The sequence below is a fragment of the Marinobacter sp. genome (assembly GCF_041687235.1).
GTDB lineage: Bacteria > Pseudomonadota > Gammaproteobacteria > Pseudomonadales > Oleiphilaceae > Marinobacter.
The window spans coordinates 174,753-190,191 of sequence record NZ_JAWLCH010000005.1; the positions used below are offsets into that span (position 1 = coordinate 174,753).

General features: G+C 55.6%; 22 protein-coding genes. 1 reads left to right on the forward strand and 21 read right to left on the reverse strand.

Annotated features, from left to right (window positions below; all coding sequences use genetic code 11):
• Together ACESMK_RS09590 and ACESMK_RS09595 are read right to left on the reverse strand one after the other, a co-directional pair.
• A complete protein-coding gene (locus tag ACESMK_RS09590) occupies positions 1-558 on the reverse strand; it encodes a hypothetical protein (protein WP_372997630.1) in 558 nt (185 codons plus the stop codon).
• Entirely contained in the window at positions 555-878 is a 324-nt protein-coding gene (locus ACESMK_RS09595) for a hypothetical protein (protein ID WP_372997632.1), read from the reverse strand. Before ACESMK_RS09595 ends, ACESMK_RS09590 begins: the two co-directional genes overlap by 4 nt.
• Before the next feature lie 378 nt (positions 879-1,256).
• On the opposite strand from ACESMK_RS09595, the gene ACESMK_RS09600 reads away from it, so the two are divergent.
• Positions 1,257-1,808, forward strand: a complete 552-nt coding sequence (locus ACESMK_RS09600; protein WP_372997634.1) for a porin family protein — start codon at positions 1,257-1,259, stop codon at positions 1,806-1,808.
• A gap of 144 nt (positions 1,809-1,952) precedes the next feature.
• On the opposite strand, the gene ACESMK_RS09605 is transcribed toward ACESMK_RS09600, so the two are convergent.
• The 19 genes from ACESMK_RS09605 to ACESMK_RS09695 form a co-directional block, all read right to left on the reverse strand.
• Complete coding sequence (locus ACESMK_RS09605; RefSeq protein WP_372997636.1) at positions 1,953-3,287, reverse strand: IS200/IS605 family accessory protein TnpB-related protein; 1,335 nt, start codon at positions 3,285-3,287, stop codon at positions 1,953-1,955.
• Positions 3,288-3,312: 25 nt separating this feature from the next.
• Entirely contained in the window at positions 3,313-3,774 is a 462-nt protein-coding gene (locus tag ACESMK_RS09610) for a hypothetical protein (RefSeq protein WP_372997638.1), read from the reverse strand.
• Positions 3,775-3,827: 53 nt separating this feature from the next.
• On the reverse strand, positions 3,828-4,076 hold the full coding sequence (locus ACESMK_RS09615; protein WP_372997640.1) for a hypothetical protein: 249 nt from the start codon (positions 4,074-4,076) through the stop codon (positions 3,828-3,830).
• 2 nt (positions 4,077-4,078) lie between these two features.
• On the reverse strand, positions 4,079-4,909 hold the full coding sequence (locus ACESMK_RS09620; protein WP_372997642.1) for a hypothetical protein: 831 nt from the start codon (positions 4,907-4,909) through the stop codon (positions 4,079-4,081).
• Between the two features lie 68 nt (positions 4,910-4,977).
• Complete coding sequence (locus ACESMK_RS09625) at positions 4,978-5,217, reverse strand: hypothetical protein (protein ID WP_372997644.1); 240 nt, start codon at positions 5,215-5,217, stop codon at positions 4,978-4,980.
• Between the two features lie 214 nt (positions 5,218-5,431).
• Positions 5,432-5,914 carry a hypothetical protein gene (locus tag ACESMK_RS09630; RefSeq protein WP_372997646.1) on the reverse strand — a complete coding sequence of 161 codons (483 nt, stop codon included), beginning with the start codon at positions 5,912-5,914 and terminating at the stop codon, positions 5,432-5,434.
• A gap of 49 nt (positions 5,915-5,963) precedes the next feature.
• Positions 5,964-6,371: a hypothetical protein gene (locus tag ACESMK_RS09635; protein WP_372997648.1), complete on the reverse strand. Its 408-nt coding sequence runs from the start codon at positions 6,369-6,371 to the stop codon at positions 5,964-5,966.
• A 179-nt stretch (positions 6,372-6,550) separates the two neighbouring features.
• Positions 6,551-8,137 (reverse strand): phosphoadenosine phosphosulfate reductase family protein, encoded by a 1,587-nt coding sequence (locus tag ACESMK_RS09640; RefSeq protein ID WP_372997650.1) that lies wholly within the window; start codon positions 8,135-8,137, stop codon positions 6,551-6,553.
• A gap of 136 nt (positions 8,138-8,273) precedes the next feature.
• Positions 8,274-8,765 carry a thermonuclease family protein gene (locus ACESMK_RS09645; protein WP_372997652.1) on the reverse strand — a complete coding sequence of 164 codons (492 nt, stop codon included), beginning with the start codon at positions 8,763-8,765 and terminating at the stop codon, positions 8,274-8,276.
• Complete coding sequence (locus ACESMK_RS09650) at positions 8,762-8,950, reverse strand: hypothetical protein (protein WP_372997654.1); 189 nt, start codon at positions 8,948-8,950, stop codon at positions 8,762-8,764. Before ACESMK_RS09650 ends, ACESMK_RS09645 begins: the two co-directional genes overlap by 4 nt.
• The gene (locus tag ACESMK_RS09655; RefSeq protein ID WP_372997656.1) at positions 8,950-9,309 is read right to left on the reverse strand and encodes a hypothetical protein; all 360 of its coding nucleotides are present in this window, start codon (positions 9,307-9,309) and stop codon (positions 8,950-8,952) included. Before ACESMK_RS09655 ends, ACESMK_RS09650 begins: the two co-directional genes overlap by 1 nt.
• A gap of 277 nt (positions 9,310-9,586) precedes the next feature.
• Positions 9,587-9,790, reverse strand: a complete 204-nt coding sequence (locus tag ACESMK_RS09660; protein WP_372997658.1) for a hypothetical protein — start codon at positions 9,788-9,790, stop codon at positions 9,587-9,589.
• A gap of 269 nt (positions 9,791-10,059) precedes the next feature.
• Positions 10,060-10,800 (reverse strand): hypothetical protein, encoded by a 741-nt coding sequence (locus tag ACESMK_RS09665; RefSeq protein WP_372997660.1) that lies wholly within the window; start codon positions 10,798-10,800, stop codon positions 10,060-10,062.
• Between the two features lie 3 nt (positions 10,801-10,803).
• Positions 10,804-11,952, reverse strand: coding sequence for a hypothetical protein (locus ACESMK_RS09670; protein WP_372997662.1), 1,149 nt, complete (start codon positions 11,950-11,952; stop codon positions 10,804-10,806).
• Positions 11,953-12,153: 201 nt separating this feature from the next.
• Positions 12,154-12,489 carry a hypothetical protein gene (locus ACESMK_RS09675; RefSeq protein WP_372997664.1) on the reverse strand — a complete coding sequence of 112 codons (336 nt, stop codon included), beginning with the start codon at positions 12,487-12,489 and terminating at the stop codon, positions 12,154-12,156.
• A gap of 24 nt (positions 12,490-12,513) precedes the next feature.
• A complete protein-coding gene (locus tag ACESMK_RS09680) occupies positions 12,514-12,918 on the reverse strand; it encodes a hypothetical protein (protein ID WP_372997666.1) in 405 nt (134 codons plus the stop codon).
• Positions 12,919-12,921: 3 nt separating this feature from the next.
• A complete protein-coding gene (locus ACESMK_RS09685; protein WP_372997668.1) occupies positions 12,922-14,361 on the reverse strand; it encodes a DNA cytosine methyltransferase in 1,440 nt (479 codons plus the stop codon).
• 60 nt (positions 14,362-14,421) lie between these two features.
• Positions 14,422-14,574 (reverse strand): hypothetical protein, encoded by a 153-nt coding sequence (locus tag ACESMK_RS09690; protein WP_372997670.1) that lies wholly within the window; start codon positions 14,572-14,574, stop codon positions 14,422-14,424.
• A 185-nt stretch (positions 14,575-14,759) separates the two neighbouring features.
• Entirely contained in the window at positions 14,760-15,278 is a 519-nt protein-coding gene (locus ACESMK_RS09695) for a hypothetical protein (RefSeq protein WP_372997672.1), read from the reverse strand.
• Between the last annotated feature and the right edge of the window lie 161 nt (positions 15,279-15,439).

A 15,439-nucleotide genomic window follows, 5' to 3' on the forward strand; every position in this document is an offset into this window, starting at 1 on the left:
TCAATGGCTAACGTAAAAGAGAAAGTGGGTGGGCAGCTCATCAATCTCTCGTTTCAGGATGTCCCAGAGCGGGGCAAGTTGTTCTTCGTCCCAGCCGTTTACATCAAGGATCACTTCGTCATCGACGTCATCACGCTTGAAGACGTCCAGCTCTGTGCGGATGCGCTGGAAAGTGCCGCCGGTAACGCCGTAGGCATGGATAGCGCCGGGCCGCTCAAGAATCGGGTACTGGGTGATTGTCAGTTCCTGGGGGTGCTCGGAGCCGGATGTCTTGCCGCGATTGGTATAGGCCGCTGTCGCCGGTATTTTGAAAGGCCGACCATGAGTGATGTCGCTGCTCTGAACAAAGAACGAGTTTTCACCGCCGGCCTGAGCCCGCTCTGCCAGGGCAGCCAAAGGTTGGCTTCCATGAATCCAGAGGTTGCTCTCGGAGTCTTCGGAAATCAGGACAAGGATGCCAGTATCCGTGCGGATCGCATTGTCGTTGTCCAGATCTTCAGCCGCAGCTCTCAGATATTCGAGGTCCTGCGTGGGTAAGTTGTCGGGGTTAATGCTCATGCTGACTCTCCTGCGGGTATCAGGCTGGCGCGAATTTCAGAGAGGGAGCGCCCCTCATGCACTTGGGCTCCGTCGAGCCAGACCGTGGATTCCCAAACCTTCCACGCCTCAAGCCCAGCTTTAAGGGCAGGCGATTTCTGGGCCTTCAGCATGAGTGAGGCCGCCAGTGCATCTGAAAACTGGGAATCCGTCTCAAACGCACACTCAAGAGTCCGGGTGACCGGTGCCACGGCCGCCTTGCGGCCATAGCGAGAGAAATGGGCTGCCACTGTTTTCAGTGCTCGGTCGAAGTGCTGTATCCGATTGGAAGTGCCGGTCATTTGATATGCCTCTATATGTCCTAACCTGGAAACCATTTTACCATCGACCGTACACCATGCAAGGTGTATATAGAGGGAGCATCACGGCGACAGCCGTGGCGTAGCCAACCGGCCTCAGTGCACACAAAAGGGCGCTTGCGCCCCTGGGCGATTATGTTCGTCGAAACTGAATCTGATCGAGGTTTGGGGAAGCTGAGCGGGCGCGAGGATTTAAACTTTCAGTAATGTGACAAAAAAATTGTGTTCGTATGATAATTTAGAAATTGGGCATGAACTTGAAAATTTATGCTCAATAACAATGGGTAAACTGAATATTATGAATAAATAATATTCTAAATTTCCCACACTGACTAATCCAGCAACATAGTAAGGATCTGTATGTTCAAGGGAAAAAAATCGTTTTTCGCGGCTGTTGCCCTGGCGTCTGCAATGGCTTCAGTTGCAACCACTGCTAACGCTCAGGAAGCCTATTTAGGCGGTAACCTGGCATTGGTTGAATACAGTGAGGACGGTATTGGTGAAGACGCTTCTGTAACGGCCGGTTACGTGCGGTTTGGCGGTTTCCTGAATGAGTACCTGTCGGTGGAAGCGCGTGCAGGCCTCGGCTTCAATGATGATCGAGTGAATGTGTCAGGCATTCCGGTAGACTTCGAGCTCGACAATCTACTGGGTGGTTATCTTCGCGCAGGCTATCCAGTAACGGATCAACTGTATCCTTACGTGGTTGGCGGTTTTACGAGGGTGGAAGCGACTGTTTCTGTCGAAGGCTTTGGTTCTGAGACCGATAGCGGCAACGACGTATCTTATGGCCTGGGTGCGGACTTCGCAGTCACTGAAGCTGTGAAGCTGAATGCCGAGTATATTTCCTTCTACAGCAAAGACGGCGCCGACTTTGACGCTTTGTCATTCGGTGTCAGCACTTCCTTTTGACATGCTGTATCCCGGAGGCAATCGCCTCCGGGAACGAACCCTCCAGCCGATCAGATTTTATCCGCCTCGACCAGGTAAAACATCGATTGCTTTTGAACCCTCCGCGATTCATTCGAAGAATCGAGTCGCGGATTCTGATCACTCTCACGCAGCTTTAGTGTTTAGCCAAAGTGTGGAGAGCGTCACCGGGGTTCCCGGTGTGGGGCCAGACTTAGGCTGGCCCTCACGGGCAGAAGGCTTACGCTTCCTGCCCTGAAAATAAACAAGCCCACGGGCCGCAATGTTGTAGGCCGCATTGAGGTCTGCGTGGTATCGCTTGCCGGAGGCAAAGGTACACAGGCTGTAGTTGTTCGCATCCCGTTTAACAGTGCCTGAACCATCGAACGCCTGGGCGCTGGTGCCTCGGGCATAGACCAGGGTTGTGCGTAACCCGATTTCCTGTGCCTTGCTTTGAAGTCGGGTGATCAGCATCCGGTGAAACCAGCGGTGAAACTTCGCCTTCATCGGTGAGCGCTTGCGCCCGGCCTTTGGACGCCAGTGTTTCAGGTTTTCCGCAATCACCGCCTGACACTCATGCTCCAGCGCCAGATTGATCAGCCTTCGGCTGATCTGATGGGCCTGGTTGTCCGCCAGATGTTTCAGGCGCTGGTGGTCTCTGGCACAAAACCCGGCAGGAAGGTGGGTGCCGTGGCGGGTGTGCTTCCTTGCCTTGCAGCGGATACGCTGGATCAGTCGATGCTCACGGTCTTTATCACTGCGCCGGAGGAAGCCTCTGGCGTGGACAGTGCCTTGATCATCGACCACCGCCCAGGTAGCGGCTGTGTTGATGCCTACGTCTACCGACAGCACACGCTTTGGAGTACTGGTCAGTGTTGCCGGTGTGAACTGCTCCGGCAGGGACAAGCCCCACTGTTTCCCATTGAAGGTTAGCAAGGGCGATTTGGCGGTCCCGCGACCGCGATAACGAAGTTTCCCGGACAACCGGAAACTCATCCAGATCCAGTCGTTGCGATATCGGACTTTGATAAAGGCCTGCGTGGCGGCCTCGTTGAGCTTGATGCACTGGCCGCCGTACAGGCTTGGAAAGGTGTTGGTGCTGGCGGTCAACGTTGGGGGTCGCGAATGCGTGGTCCGACGCTGGCCATCGAGCCAGTCGTTGTAACGACTCATGAAAGATCTTACTTGCCCCACGGCATCCATGATGGCGACACGCCGCAAATAGGATGGGAACTTGTAATACCGGTTCTGGAAGTACCGGTACCTAACGCATGGACGCTTTGAGGTGGGATGAATGAGCCCCTCGATCACGGCGACCGCCTCGTTACCTTTGGCAGGGCCAACTGCTGGCCAATGCGTGAACGCCACCGTCATCAGATCCCGAACCAACCGACGATACAGTACCAGAGTATCGCCCAACGCTTCGCGCTGGGCCGAACTGTCGGCATGAATTCGGAGTCTGTCGGATCGGAAAATTGGCATACCGATACTGTATAAATAAACAGTGCTAAAGGCAAATCGCCTTGACTACCGAATCATTCACAGAATCGATTCGTAGAATGCGGCGGTTTTTTTGTTCAAAACCCTTGCGACTGGGAATGTCTGGGATAGAGGCTAGATCGAAACCCTCCGGCAGCGGTACAAAAGAGGGCTTTTCCAGCCAGCTCTCCATTTTTTCCGAAAGGTCTGCTAGATCTTCGGCGCCCTGGCCGTCGAAGTTGTACAGCGGGCAAGACAGGTCCCAATGCGGCTCCCTGCTTGAATCGTCGAAGGGGTAGCCGGCGCAAAACAGCAGCTCATCTTCGAAAATGAAGAAAAATCCTTTGTCGATATCCGTAGTGAAGCACGGGTAGGACTGGCTCAGGATTGCCCGGTGAATCGCATTCCAGTTGCGAGCTAATCGGCGGTATTCCCGGCTCTCATCCTCATCATCGGACCATTCGAGATCTTCACGGATCAATAACGGCATTTTCAGTCTCTCCTGACACTGGGAAGGGCGGGCGCAGATTCGGCGTCCATAATCTAAATTTTCGTCGCCTCTTCCAGCTCATCGGACTCTTCCGGAATGATCCGGTATCCATGTCCGATGTAACTTTCACGGAAGTAGCTTCGAAAAACCGGATCGTCGTCTGATTCATCCTGGATGAATTTCAGCGTGATCATGTCATCGTCAAAACGGGCTTCACGCACCAGAAAATGGTGCGTTGTGGCGTCATCGACTTTGATAAAGACATTAACCCAGCGTCCTTGCTGGCTAACGATATGAGGCATTGTCACTCCCATGGATTCTTCTTAGGTGTCGCGACCCGCATGGCTGCTGACCATAGAGACGTTCGGTCTCCTTTGCGAATCTGGTTCAGCTCGGTCTTCAGGCTGGCACGGTGCCATTGACGTCCGTCTTTGAATCGCTCGTGAAGAAGGCCCTGATTGATCAGGTCATCGATCAGGTCTTTCTCGAACTGGCGTGAAACAGGGCATCCGCCCATGCCAGTTGAGTAATGCTCCACAAACTGCAGACCAGGGAAGCCCGTGCGAAGAGCACCATACTCGTACAAGAGTCCATGTCCTGTTATGTCTCGGTAGGTCTTTCGTTTACCTGTGTAAGCAAAGTGGAGCAGGGCCTCGGCAAGCTCCTCACGGTAGTAGGTCAGCCGGTTCAGTTTCTCGTCATCATCCAGCTCCTCACAAATGGCATAAATGTCGATCCAACGCAGGCTGCTTGCACTGCTTTTCCCGGCTTTAATTGCTTCAACGATCCGTGCCAGGCGGTCAAGGGAAACCACGCCGTTCAGGTCGTCAGGATGAATGTGGAGTCGCTCCGGCACTTCGCCAAAAGTCCTGGCGTAGGTTCCGTCGACAATCATACGTTCTGCACTCAGCAGGGCGCCCATCTGTTCATAGAAGGCGTCATTGCTTTCGTCGTCCGGGAACTGGGGGTGACTGTTGCTGACAATGCGATAGCTGGGGGTGTGGATCCGGATGTGAACGCGCACATAGATTGATCCCGGATTGAAGCTGCTCGGCAAGGGGAGGGCGGCTGCGCCATGGAACTCGCACTTGTCGTCTGCAGAGAAGATGTCTGTCAGTTTAAGTTGGGCACTCATATCGATACCTCGGAAGTCGAAAAGGGCTGGCAGCCCGTTAGCGGAAAGACTGCCAGCCAAAACTGGAATTAAGCGGCGGCCTGAATGTTTTCCGGGCCGTGGAGGAACTGGATGTTCGGGTAACGGCCGGCAGCTGCGTACAGCTCGCCGTTATCGGTGGTACCCAGGTAAACCGGGCCGTTAACGCGCTCGCCAAACTCGCGGATTGTCATCGGTTTGCCAATGGCGTCGCTCATGTCGCTGGAAGTGGTGTGAGCAACGATGGCGATGTCATCAGTGAAGAAAGGGATCGGGGTTGAGTTAATCATGGTGTTCTCCTGCCTGTGTTTGTTTGCCTAACCTGTAGAGAATTATAGCAAATCTAAGACACCTTGCAAGGTGTATATAGTCAGGATTTCACGGCGGCAGCCGTGGCGTAGCCAACCGGCCTCAGTGCACACGAAAGGGCGCCCCGCGCCCCGGCTGGCGGAGCGCCAGACACAAAAAAAGCCCGCTAGGCGGGCTCTGATGCAACGGCTTATTTCAGCTCAGATATTGCAGCCAGCCGTCACCGGCCGTTCGGGGATCGATCGGCCGGCACGGGTGGTTCAGTCCGTTAACATCACCGGTAGTCCCGGGCGCATAACGACCTGTGTTAGTCGAGTAGTCTACAACACGAAGCGGAGAGTCCGAGAGATCAGTCAGGCATGGCTCCACAGTCATCACCTGGATGTCTTGAATCGAATCGCCCGCGTTCTTGTAGCAATGAAAACTGACCCGAGCTCCTATGCCCATGGGGCCGAGCACTTCCACACGCTGGAACCCGCCAGCCTGTTTGATTTGCTCCCCGATCGGCTTCGCCAGCATCGTAACCCAGTCGCACGGATACTCGGACTCTGGCAGGCACTTGGCCAGATATGCTTCAAAGCCTTCATCCACCCCTTCATATCGAAGCCGCATTATCTCCTGATCAACCCGCTCGTTGGCGATCTGGTAGTGTCGGAAAAGATCTCTCAGTGTCCTCATCATCGGTCCTTGTGGTCTTGTGTTGATACAGCGCCAGCTATCGCAGGCCTCAAGTCCGGCTCATCCCGAGCCATTTGATGTGTTTCTGAATTTGTTCTGCAGTGATTCCTGGAGCACAACTCTTGCCATTCTCGTCTACGCCTGCGATCAGAACTGGTCCTGCAACCAGCCCCGGATATAGGGGAAAACGAAAGAAACAGAAGTGCGTAAACAAAGCATCACCATCGAAAAGAATCGAATCGTCATATCGATAGCCTTCAAACAGATTTTCTCCTTCGATGTAAAAGCCCTCTTCATCGAGTCGCCCCCCTGGCCCAGCGTTTATAACTGGGGTCGCCTCAATCCTGTCAGCGCCAGTCAATTCAGTGAATCGTTCAAGGGTGCCGTCGTACGGAACTTCGGTGACGGTACGGTTAACGGGATCGATGAAAATAGCGGTGCGTTCTGGGGTGCTCATGATGCCTCTGCCTCTGTTGTTTGCCTAACCTTAAACCTATTTTACCAGGCATTAAACACCACGCAAGGTGTATATATCTTAATTCCAGCGGCGCCAGCCGTGGCGTAGCCAACCGGCCTCAGTGCACAAGAAATCCGCGAAGCGGAGGGGCAGGCCGAAGCCTGCCGGGCTGCGCCCGCTCAGATTGAGCAGGCGAGGCAGGCCATGGGCACTTCGTCGTGCTCCAGGCCCTCTCTGGCGGCCTTGCGCTCGGTCTGGACGCTAACCCCGTCCAATTGCATTTGGACCTGCTCAGAGACGTCCTTGCTCGGCGTGTAGAGGCCTTCCCATGCCAGCTCCCCGGTTACCTTGGGCAGTCGGGCGATCATGGCAGCCAGTACGTCCACCTGCTCAGCGGCGTCCATGGCGGTGCGCTCGTCTGCCGGGTTGCTCTCCAGAACGGCCAGAGCGTCCTCGTAGCGGCGTTTCAGGTCAGCTTCCTGCAGGACTGCCTGGCAGTGTTTAACGAGGTTGCGCAGCTGCTTATAGGCCGTCTCGCTCTTCCAGGTGAAGGACTCAGCCGCCGGCTTCCCGGTGTCGATGGTGCCCTTGGGGAACCGGATCTGGGTAATGACAATCTTCATGTCAGCCAGATCGTAGTGGGGCATGGGTGTGGTGGCCTTGAACTTGTAGTGGTTGCCCACGGCGGACTTGATGCCAGTCAGGGAAGGGCTGAGGGTGATCAGCTCCTGCCAGTAGGTGCCTGGGGTGAACTCCCGGCCGGTGAACTGGGCAATGCGAGAGTCGGTGTAGAGGGCGAACGCCACGAACAGCTCGTCATACGCCAGCTCGTCGGTCTCAGGCTCGAAGCCAAACAGGTCTTCGGTCTGGTCATCCTTGCGTGTCTTAACCCGCTCAGGGGCCTTCTTGGGTACCTTCTCGTCCTTGCGGATATCGATGAACGCCGGCACCGGGTATGCCGCCGGGAAACCCGCTTCGGTCAGAGTCACGGGGATATTGTCCCAGCGCTTCTCGTCCTCGGCTGTCAGCTTCTCCAGGCGCTCGGTGATTTCGAAGTTGTCCGGATCGTTCACCAGCATGCCCACAGACTCCGCTACGCGCTGGAAGAAGCAGTTGTAGCAGCCGCTGCGTGAGCGGTACTTGTAGGTCTCAGGGATGCCGATGGTGCGGTCCAGAATGTCGAATACCATCGCCTTGGTGATTTTCAGGTCAATGAAAGGGAACGCGGCCTTGGCGTCCGTCTCCATGCTGTACTGGAAGCTGATGCCGTCCCGGTCGGCCTCGTCGTACCGGATGCCCGCCAGCGACACGTAACCGTTGTCCGCCGGGATGGTGGCCATATATTGGGTCAGCGGGTCGATCTTGAGCTGGCGGGTGCAGTACCGGGCCCGGCCAGACGGCAGGAAGCCGTTGTACTTGTCGATCAGGCCGAACAGGTCGTTCTCCGGCTGCAGGCGGGTAACCGCGATGCCGGTCATTTCCTCGATCTGATCGAGGGCGGTGTAGCAGCTATCCGGCTCAGCACCGGTGTCGGTGAAAAGGAATGTCAGGTTCTTGTAGTGGGGCGCCAGGTACGCCGCGGCGAACAGTGCCAGCACGGAGGAGTCAGCACCCCCAGAAAGGCCCACGATAACCTGGGCGCTGGGGTTGGAGATCGGGAGGCGGTAGCTCTCCAGGGTCTCGCGATCCAGATGGCTCTCAAAGATGCGCTTGATGTTGGTGATGTCGAACAGTTGCTTAACTGCGATCTCTTTGTAAATGCCCATGTCTCTCTGCCTCTTCAAATTGCCCTAACCTGGAAACCATTCTACCAGAATAAATACACCTTGCAAGGTGTATCGGTGAATTATTTCCCCGGAAAAGGATTAAAGAGATACAGCGACAGAGCTGTTTACTGGCGGTCTAACCGCCGCCAGCCCGGCGGTACTGGGCGTCCATGTAGGGGTGCCGGCCCCAGTTCGTGACATACTCAGAAAAGCCGTTCTGGATCAGGTACATGCCGATATCCCCAATGTTGGCCGCAGATACAGAGCAGATCGGGCGTCCATACTTACCCACATCCCAACATCGGAAGGTGACCTGCTGGTCTTCCGTCAGGCGCTTCATGTGAGCGCTTATCGACTTGCCCCTGAGGGTATTGCGGGCCTCATTGGTATGGACAGACTCGGCTGTATCCACCGCGCCAAGGCGCATCTTCACACTCCGGTACCGGTCGTTGAAGTGGTCGGAATCGCGTGACTGGCTATAGAGCTGTCGGTAAACCTGGGGCTCGATACCGGAGACCCAGTAGGTGTCACCGTCCACGGCCCGGTAGATGTAACCGGAGCCCTGCACATCGAATGCCTGGGCCTGGGAAAAGAGCAGGGCTCCCAGAAGGGCAATCAGGAGCCTCATAGCGGTCCTCCGAAGATAGCTTCAGCTTGTGATTGGGTGAGGCGGCCAACGCGCACCTTGTGTTGCAGATCGGCCCTGTCCCCCTCACGCATTTGTTTGAAAATGTCGCTGACCTTCCGGCCGCTGCCGGTATCACCGGCAGCGATTTTTTTGAAAGCCCGGATCTCGGCGTCGCTATAGCTCATCAGGCCACCTTCTGAATGTCGTTGGGGGTCAAGTGCATCTGGGCTGCCTTCTCTTCCCAGTATTCTGGGGTCAGGATGCCCTCGACGGCCGGGATCTCGACATTGTACTGGCGCGAAATGCCCGCCAGGATTTGGGAGATTTCCCGGGGCTGGACACCACTGAGCTGGATGTAGTTCCGGGCGATGCTGTTCACAAAGCCCAGTGAGGGCTCAGAATCGCGCAGGGTCTCCAACCACTCGGCATAGCGATGGTTCCGGAAGTAGTGCTGAAAATAGGTCTCAAACGACCCGTAGTAGGTCTTCAGCTTTGGGCGGGCGTCGTACTTCGCCTTCACAAACTTACGGAATGTCAAAATCATGGGAACTCTCCTGCGTGATTGCCTAACCTGAAAACCATTGTACCAGAATGCGTACACCATGCAAGGTGTATTTGAGGCTAATTAACCGCGGCGCAGCCGTGGCGTAGCCAACCGGCCTCAGTGCACACAAAAGGGCGCGACGCGCCCCGGCTGGCGGAACGCCAGGCACAGCCGAAGGCTTCAGTGCACATTGAAGGGCCGCAGGCCCAGGGCTGGCGGGCCGCCAGCCACAAAAAAGCCCGCGACAAAGCGGGCGATGCGGAGGTTCTGCTTGGTGCTAGTTCGCGGGTGCAGCCAGTTCGACCACCTCGCAGTCAGACTTCTGGATGAAGTTGACGTAGCCTTCCGGTTCACGACTTTTGAATTCGTCCCCGAGATCAGCCAGCAGTGGAAACGTCTCGCCAATGTGGGATGAATACCAACGCATGGCGTCTGGGCAGCGGGTAATCTTCAATCCGAATCGGGTGTTGGGTTGAGCCATCATGTTCTCCTGCCTGTGCATTTGCCTAACCTGTAACCATTCTACCAGACAGAGTACACCGAGCAAGGTGTATTTAGCGATGTTTTCCTCGGCGCAGCCGTGGCGTAGCCAACCGGCCTCAGTGCACACAAAAGGGCGCCCCGCGCCCAGCTGGCGGAACGCCAGGCACAAAAAAAGCCTGCAGAACGTACGCAGGCTTTAGGATGTGGTGGTGATTTCGCGAGGATTAAGCGGCACGTTCCTCCTTGGGCAAGGGCTTCAAATGAGAATTAGGCGTTCATCAGATCGTCGGCAACAGACATATCGAAGTACTCCTCAAACCAATGCCAGACTTCTTCACGATGGGTACCGGCCGTGAAGATCAGCCAGTCTTCTGCCAGGCATTCATCATCCAGAGTTCCGTCGTGATGAACCGGTACCTCTCCGAGAGTTTCCCACAAAGCCTCAGCAATGGCTTTTGGCTCAGCAAAGCCCCAGCGTGCATGACTGGGAAAGAGATCTCTGACCATCACCAGATGTCTTGCGGCATCAGCATAAGTCCGGTGCGGTGCGGAGTAATCCGCCAGCTCCGAAGGGAACACTGACTGGTAGTGGTCTCCGTTATGCTCCACGGTGTAAACCTCGTTATCGACGATTTCATCCTGGTATTCCGTGTCCTCGGGTTCAACCGCTTCCATGTTGGTAAGGCGGACCACGATGTGTCGGTTTCTGGCAAAGTGGGGGATGCCTTCGCCGTCTTCCCCGAATTTCGCTCTCAGGGCGCCGAGAATGGTGTCCCAGAGATCCTCAGGCATATCTGAGCAGTCGCCTTCGCCTTGGAGGTTGGGTTCCACGAGAACGGCTACGTCGGACCATTCCGTAGGGCAGCTGCCCGCCTGGTGCCACGAAAAGACGGTCTGGGTCTCGATATACCGGATAAAGTCTTCTCGCTCGAAGAACTCGGGGGCGTTCAACTGGACGTGCAACCCGAATTGGTCCTCAATGCCGCGATTCACGATAGAGTCGATCATGGCTCAGGCCTCCACTACCGGATTGGTGGAAATCTGGGAAACGCTGTGGAACTCCACGTTGCAGCCCGCTACGCGCCAGGTATTGCCCTCATCGTCGATGTCGATTTCGTCAAGATCCTGCTCAGTAACATTCAGTTCGAGCATGCCGTGTTCTGTCTCAACGGACAGCTCTATGACTGTTTCATCTGGTGCGCCAGAGCCGCTGTGAATGGTCTCGTCGTAGTATCGGACAAAGAATCCGTTGATCTCGATCGCGTCTGCTTCCTGAAAAACGTCGAGGAATTTCTCGGCCAATGGGTTTCTCTTGACGGTTTCGGCACGCTCAACCACATCACCGGCATTCGCGAGAGAGTAGGCCTCGTGCTTGTCGCTCGTTGCCAGCGGCACGCCGTTGCGCATGACGGTGATCTCAAAGTCGTCCAGACATTTGATGGCAACCGTGGCGTGCAGAACATCCAGCGCAGCATCCGCCAGCAGATGCTCAGGCGTTGAGGCGTCAACCGAAACGGGTACCACATCGGGAACGTCCAGATCGTCTTCGTGATGCTCGCTGTCATCCACCAGGGAATCGATCACAACATCCAGTACGATCTTCTCAGGCAGCTCACTGGGGCTTTCCTGCTCAGCCAACGCACTTTCTAGCTCGGCCAGCACGCGGCGGGTAATGCCCTCAGAGCCTTCGCACTGCTTACGTAATGCTTGATGCTCTTCAATGGTGAATTTGAAGTCGCGCTCCTGTCTCAGGCGCCTCAGGCCCATGGCAACAGCATCACTCTTGGCAAGGCTTGGCAACTGGTACCGATCTGCCAGCACCTTGATCGGCTCACCACGCAACAGGTCCCGAAGGATCTTCATATCGCGAATGGTGCGCTCCTGGGCCGCCAGCTCATGTTTCGACGGGGGGAGGGAGTTTCGTAGCAGCTCGTATAGCTGGGTTTTGCCATAGCCTGAGGCCTGCAGGTAACGGCCGCACAACAGAAATGCCTCAACCTCTGAGGAAGGGGCTACAAGTCCATCCTCCAAAGCCCTGACGCCGGTTTTGAAGTCGTCGTTCTCCCATGAAACGAACTCGGTGGCTTGCAGCAGCTCCTTTGCCGCTGCGACCGGAATACGAAGAACAACCAGCTCGGCTGGTTTTGCGCTGCTTGTCATGAAAATCTCCTACCTGTTTTGATGTCCTAACCTGGTACCCATTTTATCATGACAGATACACCCTGCAAGGTGTTTTAAGGGAGCATTTTCCGGCGCCAGCCGTGGCTACGCCACTGCCTTAGTGCACACAAAAGGGCGCATGCGCCCTGGGGCAAACAGCGGTGCGCGACTTCACCTCAGAAGCCTGAGAGTCCTTCGGTATCAGAAAGATGGGTATTTTTTCAGGACGGAATTTCGTATGAGATCGGCGCCGAAGACACCAACGATGCCAGCAATCATGTCTCCAAAGCTAATGGCGAGATAAACGCTGATTGAAACCGAATGCCATGCGGACTGGGCAGGAATTCTACGACGGCTGAAAAATCGGAAAGGAGCATACAGAAAGAACGGGATGCCAATCCCTAAAAACAGGTACACAGGCGCGAGAAACGCCACCTCCGGGATTGGGTTAATCGAAAGAGATACCACCATCTCGGCCAGAGAGAGCAAAAACAGCGTCCAGCTGATGGCGAATATTCCAGCCAGTTCTCTGCTCATGAGCTTCGAACGCTCCTCTGGTCACTACCGGCACGGATACTGTTCTGCCATTTCTTTTAAAAGATGCACCCCCAGCGGGAATTCTTCAAGCGCATTGGAAGATAGGGCAGGGCGCTCATAAGTCCCAATCGCGCTAACCAACAGCTCCCGAACGGTCTGGATCCGAAAATTGGAACTGGAGTCCATGCAGATAAGAGCACCACTCTCGGTATAGAGTTTGCCGTCCCCCGCCAGCAGCATTGCAGAGAATGCATCATATAGCCCGGCGTGAACCCCATTCAACGCATTTCGGGCCTGACGTTGCTCCACGTTCTGGACGCTGGCCTGCTCCTGAATGGAGAAATAGTCCTGAACGCTGATGGCCGCGCTTGGGAGGCTGGCACCAATGAGTGCCAGCCCTGTTATCAGAATGAGTACTCTACGCTTCATATCTCAGCTCGCGAATAACTCGGTTTGCCGGGTCCGGACAATCGTCCGGTTCCCAGCGTTCTCGATCAGATGATCCTTGATGGATTGCATAAGGGCCTTATGCATACTGAAGTCCACACTTTGCCCGAGCAGCTCGACCTCCTGTTCCTTGGCCATCCATGAGGTAACGAATCCCTCCTCATCCTGGGGGATAGACATCAGGTCCTTGATCAATGCCGGGCTGGGGGCATAGATCCGACCACCATCAGCAATATAGCATCCATCCTTCACCAAACGGTCCTGAGACTTGATGATAGTAGGGCAGAAAGTCGACTCGCGGGTGATGTAGTTGCCGCCCCGCTCAGCCGCCTTCGGACTGGTAATCGCATAGCTGTCCGTAATGTCCCGGCACTCCGATAGCCGGGCTTCAACGATCGGCCAAATAGAGTTGGTGTTACGCTGCTGTGGCGCCGGATGTTCGTAGCCGGGGAATACACTCGCCACCAAGTGGTAACGGCGGCGACTCTGAATGCCGCCATAATCACGGGCGTCCATCACCGCTTCAGATATATGGTAGCCCCAGCGGCGCAGGGTCGTCTTCAAAATATCACCCGCCGGGCTGGTCCCGAAGGCCGGTACGTTCTCGATGACCACCAACATGGGCTCGAGCTCCTCGATGGCCCTGAGGGTTGGATAAATCATCTCGACCGTCGTGGAAAGCTCCTCCACGCTCTTGGCCTTGGCCTTTGATCCCTTGGCCCGGCTGAAATCGTCGCACTGAATTCCCGCCGAGAAAATGGAGATTGGATCGCCTTCATCTGCCAGCTTGCGGAGCATCCGCGGATCCAGTTGGTAGATGTCCTCGTTCATGAGAATTCTGGGGGTGCCGTTGCGCAGGGTGTTAAGCGCATTGATCTCGGTCAGGGACCGGCCGGCAGTCACGTCCCGGGCTTCGTCTGGGCGGTATTCGATCACGGCATCCACATTCATGCCAACCGACTCCATCGCGTGAATGTCGACGCCCCCAGTCATGGCCGCCAGTGCATTAAGCGGGTTGTGGCCGGAAAGGCGGCGAATGATCGCTGCGGTCCTGTTGGGGATGGGGCTGATTTTAATGTCAGAGTGGCGCATTTTCACATGGAAGCGCTCGCAAGCCGGCGGAAAGGTTCGCATCAACTGCTTATTGGCAAATTCCATGACAGCCTCAAACGGCTTATTTGTACGGGGCCGGTTGTAGCGGCGACTATAGATCTTGTGGTCGCCCTGGTCGCTTGGACGCACAATAAAGCCGCCATCAAGGCAAGGGGTAGTGATAATCCGCTGGCCCTCATCAAAGCCCATCAGAGGGAGAAAGTTAGAGGACACCCGGACCTTGGGCGTGCTCCGGCCTGAAACCATGTTCAGTTTCAAGTTCTTGGTGACAACACTGGGTACGTGGAAATCTTCGATTGCGTGCGAATGCATGTTCATCTCCTGCCTGTCCTAACCTAGTCCTACCTATGAAGAGCTATCAGAAAACAGCGATCACGCTGCCTTTTGATAACTCTCCATGCCTGACCGCTTCATGCGCTTGCGGTCGTATTTGGTCGCGTCCTTGACCACGCGCATCCGATACTTCGGGCTGCGCAGATCCCGCTTTACTGCGGACTCTTGGGTGGCTGACTTCTGCTTGGCCATGACGTCCTCCTTTGGGTTGTGGCTTCAGCGATTCATGGGTCCATTCTACCATTATCAGTACACCATGCAAGGTGTATATGGCTGGAATTTCACGGCGATAGCCGTGGCGTAGCCAACCGGCCTCAGTGCACACAAAAAGGGCGAAGCCCCAGGCTGGCGGAACGCCAGACTAGAGCCGTGGTGAATCAGGCAACTTTGGAATATGAGGTGAGAACGAAACTGACTGGCTGATCCTGCATGTTACGAATCGTGAGGATGGTCTGCTCCGGGAGGGGAGGGGTCTGCTCATGCCCTTCGATGATCGCCGTGCGCCTTTGAGCGTCATTCATAGGGTTCGGGATGCCGAAGGCAACAGCCTGATCGTACTGCTGGGTCAAGATTTCCTTGCGGTCGAACTGGATGATGACCGTTTCACCAAAGAAGGCCAGCTCCTTCATGTTGGTGCTGGCCTGGCCATTGATGAGCCAGTTGCAGGGCTTTTTCTCGTTCACACGCTGAAGCACGCTGCGGATACCGGTCATGCACCCCTGCCGGCGGTAGCAGGGGACAACAATCGTTTTACCGGTGGCTGACTTGTACTCGTATGCCCGCTCGAACGCACCGGTACATCTGACAAGTTGCTGGCGCCTGCCAGCTTTGGCGAGAAGCAGGTTGGCTGCTTCCATAACGCGAAGTGACTCTAGTCCGAATTCGTTACCTGACATGGTGTTCTCCTGCTGTGTAATTGCCTAACCTGAAGACTATTTTACCAGCCGCAAAACACCATGCAAGGTGTATTTAATTGGGATTTCACGGCGACAGCCGTGGCGTAGCCAACCGGCCTCAGTGCACACAAAAGGGCCAAAGGCCCAAGTAAAGGGAACCT